Below are 12,649 nucleotides of genomic sequence, written 5' to 3' on the forward strand. Positions count from 1 at the left end.
GATGGAAAAAGCGATGTTAACGTTCGACAAGGTCAACGCGCACTACGGCAAGATCCAGGCGCTGCACGACGTCAGCCTGCACATCAATCAGGGCGAAATCGTCACCCTGATTGGCGCCAACGGCGCGGGTAAAACCACGCTGCTCGGCACCCTGTGCGGCGACCCGCGCGCCACCAGCGGGCGGATTGTGTTTGACGGCAAAGATATTACCGACTGGCAGACGGCTAAGATCATGCGTGAAGCGGTGGCGATTGTCCCGGAAGGGCGCCGCGTATTCTCCCGCATGACGGTGGAAGAGAACCTGGCGATGGGCGGTTTCTTCGCCCATCGGGATGAATTCCAGACCCGCATCAAGTGGGTGTACGAACTCTTCCCGCGCCTGTGGGAGCGTCGTATTCAGCGAGCGGGCACCATGTCCGGCGGCGAGCAGCAGATGCTGGCGATTGGCCGCGCGCTGATGAGCCAGCCGCGCCTGCTGCTGCTGGACGAGCCGTCGCTTGGTCTTGCGCCGATCATTATCCAGCAGATCTTCGACACCATCGAGCAGTTGCGTAAAGAGGGGATGACCATCTTCCTCGTCGAGCAGAACGCCAACCAGGCGCTGAAGCTCGCCGACCGTGGCTACGTGCTGGAGAACGGGCGCGTGGTGCTCTCCGATACCGGTGACGCGCTGCTGGCGAACGAGGCGGTGCGGAGTGCGTATTTAGGCGGTTAATCGCATTTCCCCCTCACCCTAACCCTCTCCCTCAAGGGAGAGGGAACCGATCGCTTTTCTCCCTCTCCCCGTGGGAGAGGGCCGGGGTGAGGGCACCAGACCGCACCCAATCCCCCTTCACACAACCATCATCCCCCTGACGCCTGGCTGTCACTTATCTGTAAACAAACAGTTATTTTTCTGTCATTCGAGCATGTCATGTTACCTCGCGAGCATAAAACGCGTGATATCGCGCATCCGGCACAATAAGAGAGATGACAATGACATCGTTACGACACACAGCTTTGGGTCTGGCACTGGGTCTGGCTTTTGCGACAAACGCAATGGCTGTGACCACCATTCCGTTCTGGCATTCCATGGAAGGGGAGTTGGGTAAAGAGGTTGACTCCCTGGCGCAGCGTTTCAACGACACCCACCCGGATTACAAAATTGTGCCGGTGTACAAAGGCAACTACGAGCAGAGCCTGAGCGCGGGCATCGCCGCCTTCCGTACCGGTAACGCGCCTGCGCTGTTACAGGTTTATGAAGTGGGCACCGCCACCATGATGGCCTCCAAAGCCATCAAGCCGGTCTATGAAGTGTTCAAAGAAGCAGGTATTAACTTCGATGAATCCCAGTTCGTACCGACCGTCTCCGGTTATTACACCGATTCCAGAACCGGCCACCTGCTGTCCCAGCCGTTTAACAGCTCCACGCCGGTGCTGTACTACAACAAAGACGCCTTCAAAAAAGCCGGTTTAGATCCGGAGCAGCCGCCAAAAACCTGGCAGGATCTGGCGGAGTACACCGCGAAGCTGAAAGCGGCGGGGATGAAGTGCGGCTACGCCAGCGGCTGGCAGGGCTGGATCCAGATTGAAAACTTCAGCGCCTGGCACGGGCTGCCGGTTGCCACCCAAAATAACGGCTTCGACGGTACCGACGCGGTGCTGGAGTTCAACAAGCCGGAGCAGGTGAAGCACATCGCGCTGCTGGAAGCACTCAACAAGAAGGGCGACTTCAGCTACTTCGGGCGTAAAGACGAATCCACCGAGAAGTTCTACAACGGCGACTGTGCCATTACCACCGCCTCGTCCGGCTCGCTGGCGGATATACGTCACTATGCCAAATTCAACTACGGCGTGGGCATGATGCCGTACGACGCTGACGTGAAGGGCGCGCCGCAAAACGCTATCATTGGCGGGGCGAGCCTGTGGGTGATGCAGGGTAAAGACAACGGCACCTACAAAGGAGTGGCCGAGTTCCTCGACTTCCTGGCGAAGCCGGAAAACGCCGCCGAGTGGCACCAGAAGACCGGCTATCTGCCGATCACCAAAGCCGCGTACGACCTGACCCGCGAGCAGGGCTTCTACAGCAAGAACCCGGGCGCAGACATCGCGACGCGCCAGATGCTGAACAAGCCGCCGTTGCCGTTCACCAAAGGCCTGCGTCTGGGCAACATGCCGCAGATCCGCACCATCGTCGATGAAGAGCTGGAAAGCGTGTGGACCGGTAAGAAAACGCCACAGCAGGCGCTGGACTCTGCGGTAGAGCGCGGAAATCAGCTGCTGCGCCGCTTTGAGCAGTCGACCAAATCGTAAAAAAATGCCCGGTGGCGCTGCGCTTACCGGGCCTACGACGTGCCCCATGTAGGCCGGGTAAGGCGTAGCCGCCACCCAGCATTGTTCAGGAACCTAATCTCAATGTCCTCATCCCGTCCGGTGTTCCGTTCCCGCTGGCTGCCGTACCTGTTGGTCGCGCCGCAGCTGGTCATCACCGTTATCTTCTTTATCTGGCCTGCGGGCGAAGCGCTGTGGTACTCGGTACAAAGCGTCGATCCGTTCGGGCTTTCCAGCCAGTTTGTCGGGCTGGACAACTTTACCGCGCTGTTCCACGACAGCTACTACCTGGACTCCTTCTGGACGACGATCAAATTCAGTGCGCTGGTCACCGTGAGCGGTCTTGTCGCGTCGCTGTTTTTCGCCGCGCTGGTGGATTACGTGGTGCGCGGCAGCCGTCTGTATCAGACCCTGATGCTGCTGCCCTACGCCGTGGCTCCTGCCGTGGCCGCCGTGCTGTGGATCTTCCTGTTTAACCCAGGGCGCGGGCTGATTACCCACTTCCTGGGCGAGTTTGGCTACGACTGGAACCACGCTCAGAACAGCGGTCAGGCGATGTTCCTGGTGGTGTTCGCCTCGGTGTGGAAGCAGATCAGCTATAACTTCCTGTTTTTCTTTGCCGCGCTACAGTCTATCCCGCGTTCGCTGGTGGAGGCCGCCGCCATCGACGGCGCAGGGCCGGTGCGCCGCTTCTTCCGGCTGTCGCTGCCGCTGATCGCCCCGGTGAGTTTCTTCCTGCTGGTGGTTAACCTCGTGTACGCCTTCTTCGATACCTTCCCGGTGATCGACGCGGCGACCGCAGGCGGTCCGGTGCAGGCGACCACCACGCTGATCTACAAGATCTACCGCGAAGGCTTTGCGGGGTTGGATCTCTCCGCTTCTGCCGCGCAGTCGGTGGTGCTGATGTTCCTCGTCATCATCCTCACGGTGGTGCAGTTCCGCTATGTCGAAAGTAAGGTGCGCTACCAATGATTGAGAACCGTCGCGGGCTGACGATTTTCAGCCATACCATGCTGATTTTAGGGATTATCGTCATCCTGTTCCCACTGTACGTGGCCTTCGTCGCCGCCACGCTGGACACTAAAGCGGTGTTCGACACGCCGATGACGCTGATCCCGGGCGGACACCTTTTCGAAAACATGAAGACCATCTGGACCCAGGGCGTGGGCGCCAACAGCGCGCCGTTCTGGCTGATGATGCTCAACAGCTTCATCATGGCGTTTGGCATCACCGTCGGCAAAATTACGGTGTCGATGCTCTCAGCGTTCGCCATCGTCTGGTTCCGCTTTCCGCTGCGTAACCTGTTTTTCTGGATGATTTTCATCACCCTGATGCTGCCGGTAGAGGTGCGTATCTTCCCGACGGTGGAGGTGATCGCCAACCTGAAGATGCTCGACAGCTACGCGGGCTTAACCCTGCCGCTGATGGCCTCGGCGACCGCCACCTTCCTGTTCCGCCAGTTCTTTATGACTCTGCCGGACGAGCTGATTGAAGCCGCGCGCATCGACGGGGCCTCGCCGATGCGCTTCTTCCGCGACATCGTGCTGCCGCTGTCGAAAACCAACCTCGCGGCGCTGTTTGTGATCACCTTTATCTACGGCTGGAACCAGTATCTGTGGCCGTTGCTGATCGTTCAGGACGTCAACCTCGGCACCGCCGTGGCAGGCATCAAAGGCATGATCGCCACCGGCGAAGGCACCACCCTCTGGAACCAGGTGATGGCGGCGATGCTGCTCACCCTTATCCCACCCGTAGTCATTGTTTTAGCCATGCAGCGCGCGTTTGTCCGCGGCCTGGTCGATAGCGAGAAATAAGATGGCAGGTTTAAAATTACAGGCAGTTACCAAAAGCTGGGACGGTAAAACCCAGGTCATTCAGCCGCTGACGCTCGACGTGGCGGACGGGGAATTTATCGTGATGGTCGGCCCGTCCGGCTGCGGAAAATCCACCCTGCTGCGTATGGTGGCCGGGCTGGAGCGCGTAACGTCCGGGGATATCTGGATTGACCGCCAGCGCGTCACCGAGATGGAGCCCAAAGATCGCGGCATCGCGATGGTGTTCCAGAACTATGCCCTCTATCCGCACATGAGCGTGGAAGAGAACATGGCCTGGGGGCTGAAAATTCGCGGTATGGGCAAAGGTCATATCGACGAGCGCGTAAAAGAAGCCGCGCGCATTCTGGAACTTGACGGCCTGCTTAAGCGCCGCCCGCGCGAGCTCTCCGGCGGCCAGCGTCAGCGCGTGGCGATGGGGCGCGCCATCGTGCGCGACCCGGCGGTATTCCTGTTCGACGAACCGCTGTCAAACCTCGACGCCAAACTGCGCGTGCAGATGCGCCTTGAGCTACAGCAGCTGCATCGCCGCCTGAAAACCACGTCCCTCTATGTGACTCACGATCAGGTTGAAGCCATGACCCTCGCCCAGCGCGTGATGGTGATGAACAAAGGCATCGCCGAGCAGATTGGCACCCCGGTGGAGGTCTACGAAAAACCGGCCAGCCGTTTTGTGGCGAGCTTTATCGGCAGCCCGGCGATGAACCTGCTGGACGGGCGGATCAATGCGGCGGGAACCCACTTCGAGCTGGAAAGCGGGATGGCGTTGCCGATCAACTGGTACTATCGTGGCTACGCCGGGCGTAAGATGACGCTCGGTATCCGCCCGGAGCATATTGGTTTGACGTCTCAGGCGGACGGCGGCGTGCCGCTGGTGATGGACACGCTGGAGATGCTGGGCGCAGACAACCTGGCGCACGGGCGCTGGGGCGAGCAAAAGCTGGTGGTGCGTCTGCCGCACCAGGAGCGCCCGAAGGCAGGCAGCACGCTGTGGCTGCATATGCCGGAAAATCACCTGCACTTATTTGACGGTGAAACAGGACAACGAGTATGAGCAACTGGCCTTACCCCCACATCGTCGCCCACCGTGGCGGCGGTAAACTGGCGCCGGAAAACACCCTGGCGGCAATTGACGTTGGCGCGCGCTACGGCCACACGATGATCGAGTTCGACGCGAAGCTGTCGAAGGACGGCGAAATTTTCCTGCTGCACGACGACAATCTCGAACGCACCAGCAACGGCTGGGGCGTGGCGGGCGAACTGCCGTGGCGTGACCTGCTGAAGGTGGATGCCGGTAGCTGGTACAGCGGCGAATTTAAAGGCGAACCGCTGCCGCTGCTGGCGGAAGTGGCGGACCGCTGTCGTCAACACGGCATGATGGCCAACATCGAAATCAAACCGACCACCGGCACCGGGCCGCTGACGGGTAAAGTGATTGCCCTTGCCGCGCGCGAGCTGTGGGAAGGGATGACCGCGCCGCTGTTATCGTCGTTTGACATCGACGCGCTGGAAGCCGCACAGGCCGCCGTACCGGAGTTGCCGCGCGGGCTGCTGCTGGATGAGTGGCGAGAAGACTGGCGCGCGCTGACGACCGGCTTAGGCTGCGTGTCGATCCACCTCAACCATAAGCTGCTGGATGAAGTGCGCGTGACGCTGTTGAAGGAGGCCGGTCTGCATATCCTGGTGTATACCGTCAACAAACCCCAGCGTGCAGCCGAGCTGCTGCGCTGGGGCGTGGACAGCATCTGTACCGATGCGATTGACCAGATCGGGCCGAACTTTATTTATTAAGCATACTGCCGTTCTGCTGGGTCGGCAGCATGTGCTGCTGACCGCTGCTTTGCGATACCCCGCCTCCTAACATCCCACCGTTTGAGTTTGGCAGCGGCTGTTCAAGCATCTGGCCCTGCTGCACGCGCTGGGTGTTGGTATTCATCTGGTTTTGCAGGTGCTGCTGCTGCACCTGGGTCTGCGTCTTTAACTGCTGATTGAGCATCCCTTTCTGCTGCTGTTGCTGGCTCATCATCTCCGTCTGCATACGCTGCTGGCTCGGAATGACGTAGCCCGGCTGGTTCGGGTTGTTCAGGGTGTTGATTGGCTGTGCGAGCGCGGCGAACGGAAGCAGCGCGGTCAGGATCAGTAATCGTTTCATGGTTATCTCCTCCTTTGAGGCTTCTCTTAAGTTTACCCTGATTCCGGCATAACGATGATTTTTTAAGAGTTGTGAACCAGGCTTAAGCGGGGAATATGGGCCCCTTCACCTGGAGAACAATAATGATGAAACCAACCTTTTTGCGCTGGGTCGCCATCGCTGCGCTGATGGCAGGCGGCACATTTACCGTGGCGGCCAACCCGCCCGCCGCTCCACCGGTCTCTTACGGCGTGGAGGAGGATGTTTTTCACCCCGTGCGGGCGACGCACGGCATGGTGGCCTCGGTTGACGCGCTGGCAACGCAGGTGGGCGTCGATATTCTTAAACAGGGCGGTAACGCGGTGGATGCGGCGGTCGCGGTGGGATATGCGCTGGCGGTGACGCATCCACAGGCGGGGAACCTGGGCGGCGGCGGGTTTATGATGCTGCGCACCAAAGACGGTATAACCACGGCCATCGACTTCCGTGAGATGGCGCCGAATCAGGCCTCCCGCGATATGTTCCTCGACGATCAGGGCAATCCGGACAGTAAAAAATCCCTGACCTCGCACCTTGCCTCCGGCACGCCGGGCACCGTTGCGGGCTTCTCGCTGGCGCTGGAAAAATACGGCACGCTGCCGCTGAATAAAGTGGTGCAGCCTGCCATCAAGCTGGCGCGCGACGGCTTCGTCGTCAACGACGCGCTGGCGGACGACCTCAAAACCTACGGCAGCGAAGTCATTCCCAATCATGAGAACAGCAAGGCTATCTTCTGGAAAGACGGCGAGCCGCTGAAGAAGGGCGATAAGCTGGTGCAGAAGAATCTCGCAAAAAGTCTCGAACTGATTGCTGAAAACGGTCCGGACGCCTTCTATAAGGGGCCGATTGCCGATCAGATTGCCGATGAGATGCAGAAGAACGGCGGGCTGATCACCAAAGCGGATCTGGCGGAATATAAGGCGGTGGAGCGCGAGCCGATCAGCGGCACCTATCGCGGCTACGAGGTCTTCTCCATGCCGCCGCCGTCCTCCGGGGGCATTCACATCGTGCAGATCCTCAATATTCTGGAAAACTTCGATATGCACAAGTTCGGCTTCGGTAGTGCCGATGCCATGCAGGTGATGGCGGAGGCGGAGAAGCGTGCCTACGCTGACCGCTCGGAATACCTTGGCGATCCGGACTTCGTGAAGGTGCCGTGGCAGGCGCTGACCAACAAAGCCTATGCCAAATCGATTGCCGACGAGATCGACATCAATAAGGCTAAGCCGTCGAGCGAGATCCGCCCCGGCAAGCTGGCGCCGTATGAAAGTAACCAGACCACCCACTTCTCGGTGGTAGATAAAGACGGTAACGCGGTGGCGGTGACCTACACGCTTAACACCACTTTCGGCACCGGGATTGTGGCGGGCAACAGCGGTATTTTGCTGAACAACGAGATGGATGACTTCTCTGCCAAACCGGGCGTGCCGAACGTCTACGGCCTGGTCGGCGGCGATGCGAATGCGGTCGGGCCGAAGAAGCGCCCGCTGTCGTCCATGTCGCCCACCATCGTGGTGAAAGACGGCAAAACCTGGCTGGTGACCGGCAGCCCTGGCGGGAGCCGGATTATCACAACCGTGCTGCAAATGGTGGTGAACAGTATCGACTTTGGGATGAACGTCGCCGAAGCGACCAATGCGCCGCGTTTCCACCACCAGTGGCTGCCGGACGAGCTGCGCGTGGAGAAGGGCTTTAGCCCGGACACCCTCAAGCTGCTTGAGCAGCGCGGGCAGAAGGTGGCGGTGAAGGAGGCGATGGGCAGCACCCAGAGCATTATGGTCGGGCCGGACGGGGCGCTATTTGGCGCATCGGACCCGCGTTCGGTGGATGATTTAACGGCGGGGTATTGATTTTTTTGCCCGGTGGCGCTGCGCTTACCGGGCCTACAACGGCACGAACGTAGGCCGGGTAAGGCGAAGCCGTCACCCGGCAACAAACTACTTCATACGCGCCATATAATACGCATCCACATACTCGCCGTTGCGCAGGGCGTAGCGCCTGCCGGTGCCTTCAATCTCAAACCCGTGCTTTTTGTACACCGCGATTGCCGGTTCGTTATCCACAAACACCGTTAACTCGATGCGGTCGACGCGCAGCCAGTTGTCGCACATATCGATCATGGTGCGAATCAGCGCGCTGGCCACGCCGCGGTTATGCCACTGCGCGCCAACGCAGATACCGAAATCTGCAACGTGGCTGCGGCGTGGTCGCTGGGCGACATCAATGGTGAGGTGGCCGACCACGATATCATCAATGCAGGCAACCAGCTGTTTAATGCCCGGCTGTTCGCCTAGCCGCATTTGCCACATTTCCATTGAAGGATGAGGAACCTGTAGCGTGTTGTGGTACACCTCCGGCTGGGCGTGGATCTGACGAATGGCGTCGTAATCTTTCGGTTCAGCGTGGCGTATCACTATCTCACTCATTCCTTGTTCCTCAGTCAGTTAAAAGTCCCCTCCAACATCAGTGACTTTAAAAGTTGAGTCAATCGCTATTTTTTGCAAAAAGTGTTGGACAAGTGCGAATGAGAATGATTATTATTGCTCTGCATTCAGGAAGACCTCCTACGGGAACCTGAAAGCACGACATTGCTCACATTGCTTCCAGTATTACTTTAGCCAGCTTCTCGCTGGCTTTTTTTTGCCCTTTTTCTCCCTCTCCCTGTGGGAGAGGGCTGGGGTGAGGGCAAAACATGCGCTATGGTAAAACCCAGTAACCTTCCAAAAGGACTGAGCCATGACACTACATTGTGCATTTATTGGATTTGGCAAAAGCACCACGCGTTACCACCTTCCGTATGTTCTTAACCGAAAAGAGACCTGGCACGTGGCCCATATCTATCGCCGCCGCGCGAAGCCAGAAGAGCAGTCTCCGCAATATTCCCATATTCATTTCACCAGCGATCTTGATGAGGTGCTTAACGACCCGCAGGTGAAGCTGGTGGTGGTCTGTACCCACGCCGACAGCCACTTTGACTACGCGAAACGCGCGCTGGAAGCAGGTAAAAACGTGCTGGTGGAAAAGCCGTTCACCCCGACCATCGCCGAAGCGAAGGAGCTGTTCGCGCTGGCGAAAAGCAAAGGGCTGACCGTCACGCCGTACCAGAACCGTCGCTTTGACAGCTGCTTCCTGACGGCAAAAAAGGCAATTGAGAGCGGCAAACTCGGCGAGATCGTGGAAATCGAAAGCCACTTCGATTACTACCGCCCGGTGGCGGAAACCCAGCCCGGACTGCCGCAGGACGGATCTTTCTACGGTCTCGGTGTGCACACCATGGACCAGATCATCTCCTTGTTTGGCCGCCCGGACCACGTGGCGTATGACATCCGCAGCCTGCGCAATAAGGCCAACCCGGACGATACCTTTGAAGCGCAGCTGTTCTACGGCGACCTGAAAGCCATCGTAAAAACCAGCCATCTGGTGAAAATCGACTACCCGAAATTTATCGTTCACGGCAAGAAAGGCTCCTTTATCAAGTACGGTATTGACCAACAGGAGACCAGCCTGAAGGCCAATATCATGCCGGGTGAACCGGGCTTTGCGGCAGATGATTCCGTGGGCGTGCTGGAGTACGTGAACGACGAGGGCCTGACGGTCAGGGAAGAGCTAAAGCCGGAAACGGGCGACTATGGACGCGTCTACGATGCGCTGTATGACACCCTCGCCACCGGCGCGCCGAATTATGTCAAGGAATCTGACGTTCTGACCAACCTGGAAATCCTCGAGCGGGCCTTTGAACAGGCTTCTCCTGCCACGGTAACCCTCGCCAGATAAGCAAAAATGGCTCCTCTGCGCTTGTTCTAAATTTTTGAACAGAGGAGTCAATTTTCACCCTCTATGATCCCAGGGCGTTTGCGTCCACACTTACTCCATCGAAACGAACTGAGGGTGAAAACAATGATCTACTTACGCAAAGCAAACGAACGTGGTCACGCGAATCATGGCTGGCTGGACTCATGGCATTCATTCTCGTTTGCCGACTACTACGACCCGAACTTTATGGGCTTCTCCGCACTGCGCGTGATTAACGACGACGTGATTGATGCAGGCCAGGGCTTCGGTACCCACCCGCACAAAGACATGGAAATCCTGACCTATGTGCTGGAAGGGGCGGTTGAGCACCAGGACAGCATGGGCAACAAAGAGCAGGTTCCGGCGGGCGAGTTCCAGATTATGAGCGCGGGTACCGGGGTGCGTCACTCTGAGTACAACCCGAGCAAAACGGAAAAACTGCACCTGTATCAAATCTGGATCATTCCAGAAGAGACCGGCATCACGCCACGCTACGAGCAGCGCCGCTTCGACGCGAAACAGGGCAAACAGCTGGTGCTGTCCCCGGATGCGCGTGAAGGTTCCCTGAAAGTGCATCAGGATATGGAGCTGTACCGCTGGGCGCTGGCGAAAGATGAACAGTCTGTACACCAGATTGCCGCTAACCGCCGCGTGTGGATCCAGGTGGTGAAAGGTGAAGTGTCCATCAACGGCACCAAAGCGACAACCGCCGATGGCCTGGCAGTCTGGGATGAGCAGGCGCTCTCCGTGCATGCCGACAGCGAAAGTGAAATTCTGCTGTTTGACCTGCCGCCGGTCTAAATAATTTCTCAACCTTCCCTTTAAACGGGGAAGGTTGAGCTTTGTCCGTGATAAACTGAGCAAATCTCTCACTTCAAGATTTCTCAGGACGATGAAAAAGAAACGCCCCGTACTTCAGGATGTCGCCGATCGCGTCGGTGTGACCAAAATGACGGTCAGCCGTTTTTTACGTAACCCGGAACAGGTTTCCGTGGCGTTGCGTGGCAAGATTGCCGCCGCCCTTGATGAACTGGGTTATATCCCCAACCGCGCGCCCGATATTCTCTCCAATGCAACCAGCCGTGCGGTGGGCGTCCTGCTTCCTTCCTTAACCAACCAGGTATTCGCCGAAGTGCTGCGTGGCATTGAAAGCGTCACCGATGCGTTTGGCTATCAGACCATGCTCGCCCACTACGGGTACAAGCCGGAACTGGAAGAGGAACGTCTTGAATCGATGCTTTCCTGGAACATCGACGGCCTGATTTTAACGGAACGTACTCACACCCCGCGCACGCTGAAAATGATTGAAGTGGCAGGCATTCCGGTGGTGGAACTGATGGACAGCCAGTCGCCGTGCCTCGACATCGCCGTGGGGTTCGATAACTTTGAAGCGGCGCGTCAGATGACGGCGGCGATCATCGCCCGCGGTCATCGCCATGTGGCCTATCTGGGTGCGCGTCTGGATGAACGTACTATCATCAAACAGAAGGGATACGAGCAGGCGATGCTCGACGCCGGTTTAACCCCGTACAGCGTGATGGTGGAGCAATCTTCTTCTTACACGTCGGGTATTGAGCTGATGCGTCAGGCGCGACGCGAGTATCCGCAACTGGACGGTATTTTCTGCACCAACGATGACCTTGCGGTCGGCGCCGCGTTTGAGTGCCAGCGTCTGGGTTTAAAAATCCCGGATGATATGGCGATTGCCGGCTTCCACGGCCACGACATTGGCCAGGTGATGGAGCCGCGTCTGGCGAGCGTCCTGACCCCGCGTGAACGCATGGGCCGCATTGGCGCAGAGCGCCTGCTGGCGCGCATTCGTGGTGAGTCAGTTACCCCGAAAATGTTAGATTTAGGTTTCACCTTGTCACCGGGTGGATCTATTTAATCCGACAAATTTGAAGTAGCTCACACTTATTCACTTCGCGCACGTTTGGATATTGCTTCTCTTATGCCCCGGCAGGACAATGTTACCGATAACTGTTACCCGTAACAATTGACTGAGGGACACCCTTTGAGCACGACTAATCACGATCACCACGTTTACGTCCTGATGGGCGTGTCCGGTAGCGGTAAATCTGCCGTGGCGAGCGAAGTGGCGCATCAACTCCAGGCTGCGTTTCTTGATGGTGACTTCCTCCATCCGCGCAGCAACATCATGAAAATGGCTTCCGGCGAGCCGCTGAACGACGACGACCGCAAACCATGGTTGCAGGCGCTGAATGACGCCGCGTTCGCGATGCAGCGCACCAATAAAGTCTCCCTGATCGTCTGTTCCGCACTGAAAAAAACCTATCGCGACCTGTTGCGCGACGGCAACCCGAACCTCTCTTTCATCTACCTGAAAGGTGATTTCGGGGTGATTGAAAGCCGCCTGAAGGCGCGTAAAGGCCACTTCTTCAAAACCCAGATGCTGGTAACGCAGTTCGAAGCGTTGCAGGAGCCGGGAGCTGACGAACAGGATGTCTTAGTGGTTGATATCGATCAGCCGCTGGAAGGTGTTGTTGCCAGCACCATCGAGGTTATTAATAAAAGGCAGTAAGTT

13 protein-coding genes are annotated in these 12,649 nt (G+C 57.9%); 11 read left to right on the forward strand and 2 right to left on the reverse strand.

All coding sequences use genetic code 11. The features are described from left to right. Position 1 precedes the first annotated feature (1 nt). From livF to ugpQ, 6 genes are all read left to right on the forward strand, one after another. Positions 2–715, forward strand: coding sequence for a high-affinity branched-chain amino acid ABC transporter ATP-binding protein LivF (gene livF / locus H2Z33_RS09800; protein WP_015571469.1), 714 nt, complete (start codon positions 2–4; stop codon positions 713–715). A 260-nt stretch (positions 716–975) separates the two neighbouring features. Further along, positions 976–2,292 (forward strand): sn-glycerol-3-phosphate ABC transporter substrate-binding protein UgpB, encoded by a 1,317-nt coding sequence (ugpB, locus tag H2Z33_RS09805; RefSeq protein WP_045333883.1) that lies wholly within the window; start codon positions 976–978, stop codon positions 2,290–2,292. 102 nt (positions 2,293–2,394) lie between these two features. Continuing rightward, positions 2,395–3,282, forward strand: coding sequence for a sn-glycerol-3-phosphate ABC transporter permease UgpA (gene ugpA, locus H2Z33_RS09810; protein WP_003861551.1), 888 nt, complete (start codon positions 2,395–2,397; stop codon positions 3,280–3,282). Continuing rightward, on the forward strand, positions 3,279–4,124 hold the full coding sequence (gene ugpE / locus H2Z33_RS09815; RefSeq protein WP_015571468.1) for a sn-glycerol-3-phosphate ABC transporter permease UgpE: 846 nt from the start codon (positions 3,279–3,281) through the stop codon (positions 4,122–4,124). Before ugpA ends, ugpE begins: the two co-directional genes overlap by 4 nt. A 1-nt stretch (position 4,125) precedes the next feature. Then, entirely contained in the window at positions 4,126–5,196 is a 1,071-nt protein-coding gene (locus H2Z33_RS09820) for a sn-glycerol-3-phosphate import ATP-binding protein UgpC (protein WP_017384129.1), read from the forward strand. Then, a complete protein-coding gene (ugpQ, locus tag H2Z33_RS09825) occupies positions 5,193–5,933 on the forward strand; it encodes a glycerophosphodiester phosphodiesterase (protein WP_063135390.1) in 741 nt (246 codons plus the stop codon). Before H2Z33_RS09820 ends, ugpQ begins: the two co-directional genes overlap by 4 nt. Here ugpQ and H2Z33_RS09830 read toward each other — a convergent pair. Then, the gene (locus H2Z33_RS09830) at positions 5,923–6,294 is read right to left on the reverse strand and encodes a DUF2756 family protein (protein WP_015571465.1); all 372 of its coding nucleotides are present in this window, start codon (positions 6,292–6,294) and stop codon (positions 5,923–5,925) included. The genes ugpQ and H2Z33_RS09830 overlap by 11 nt on opposite strands. A 122-nt stretch (positions 6,295–6,416) precedes the next feature. Here H2Z33_RS09830 and ggt point away from each other — a divergent pair, with 122 nt between their 5' ends. Continuing rightward, positions 6,417–8,162 carry a gamma-glutamyltransferase gene (gene ggt / locus H2Z33_RS09835; protein WP_074133821.1) on the forward strand — a complete coding sequence of 582 codons (1,746 nt, stop codon included), beginning with the start codon at positions 6,417–6,419 and terminating at the stop codon, positions 8,160–8,162. A gap of 87 nt (positions 8,163–8,249) precedes the next feature. Here the strand turns inward: ggt and yhhY are convergent, their stop codons facing one another. Continuing rightward, positions 8,250–8,738: an N-acetyltransferase gene (gene yhhY / locus H2Z33_RS09840; RefSeq protein WP_015571463.1), complete on the reverse strand. Its 489-nt coding sequence runs from the start codon at positions 8,736–8,738 to the stop codon at positions 8,250–8,252. Between the two features lie 310 nt (positions 8,739–9,048). Here yhhY and H2Z33_RS09845 point away from each other — a divergent pair, with 310 nt between their 5' ends. The 4 genes from H2Z33_RS09845 (at position 9,049) to gntK (ending at position 12,646) form a co-directional block, all read left to right on the forward strand. Next, complete coding sequence (locus H2Z33_RS09845; protein ID WP_032655374.1) at positions 9,049–10,086, forward strand: oxidoreductase; 1,038 nt, start codon at positions 9,049–9,051, stop codon at positions 10,084–10,086. Between the two features lie 123 nt (positions 10,087–10,209). Next, positions 10,210–10,905, forward strand: coding sequence for a pirin family protein (locus H2Z33_RS09850; protein ID WP_003861565.1), 696 nt, complete (start codon positions 10,210–10,212; stop codon positions 10,903–10,905). Between the two features lie 91 nt (positions 10,906–10,996). Next, on the forward strand, positions 10,997–11,992 hold the full coding sequence (gene gntR / locus H2Z33_RS09855) for a gluconate operon transcriptional repressor GntR (protein ID WP_032655371.1): 996 nt from the start codon (positions 10,997–10,999) through the stop codon (positions 11,990–11,992). A gap of 126 nt (positions 11,993–12,118) precedes the next feature. After that, on the forward strand, positions 12,119–12,646 hold the full coding sequence (gene gntK / locus H2Z33_RS09860; protein WP_003861569.1) for a gluconokinase: 528 nt from the start codon (positions 12,119–12,121) through the stop codon (positions 12,644–12,646). Positions 12,647–12,649: the final 3 nt, after the last annotated feature.

The organism is Enterobacter sp. YSU, assembly GCF_016082135.1.
Taxonomy (GTDB): Bacteria; Pseudomonadota; Gammaproteobacteria; order Enterobacterales; family Enterobacteriaceae; genus Enterobacter; species Enterobacter hormaechei_C.

Bases quoted from the DNA above. Each gene is read 5' to 3' on its own strand.
- livF (WP_015571469.1), top strand. From the start codon at position 2: ATGGAAAAAGCGATGTTAACGTTCGACAAGGTCAACGCGCACTACGGC.
- ugpB (WP_045333883.1), top strand. From the start codon at position 976: ATGACATCGTTACGACACACAGCTTTGGGTCTGGCACTGGGTCTGGCT.
- ugpA (WP_003861551.1), top strand. From the start codon at position 2,395: ATGTCCTCATCCCGTCCGGTGTTCCGTTCCCGCTGGCTGCCGTACCTG.
- ugpE (WP_015571468.1), top strand. From the start codon at position 3,279: ATGATTGAGAACCGTCGCGGGCTGACGATTTTCAGCCATACCATGCTG.
- H2Z33_RS09820 (WP_017384129.1), top strand. From the start codon at position 4,126: ATGGCAGGTTTAAAATTACAGGCAGTTACCAAAAGCTGGGACGGTAAA.
- ugpQ (WP_063135390.1), top strand. From the start codon at position 5,193: ATGAGCAACTGGCCTTACCCCCACATCGTCGCCCACCGTGGCGGCGGT.
- H2Z33_RS09830 (WP_015571465.1), bottom strand. From the start codon at position 6,294: ATGAAACGATTACTGATCCTGACCGCGCTGCTTCCGTTCGCCGCGCTC.
- ggt (WP_074133821.1), top strand. From the start codon at position 6,417: ATGATGAAACCAACCTTTTTGCGCTGGGTCGCCATCGCTGCGCTGATG.
- yhhY (WP_015571463.1), bottom strand. From the start codon at position 8,738: ATGAGTGAGATAGTGATACGCCACGCTGAACCGAAAGATTACGACGCC.
- H2Z33_RS09845 (WP_032655374.1), top strand. From the start codon at position 9,049: ATGACACTACATTGTGCATTTATTGGATTTGGCAAAAGCACCACGCGT.
- H2Z33_RS09850 (WP_003861565.1), top strand. From the start codon at position 10,210: ATGATCTACTTACGCAAAGCAAACGAACGTGGTCACGCGAATCATGGC.
- gntR (WP_032655371.1), top strand. From the start codon at position 10,997: ATGAAAAAGAAACGCCCCGTACTTCAGGATGTCGCCGATCGCGTCGGT.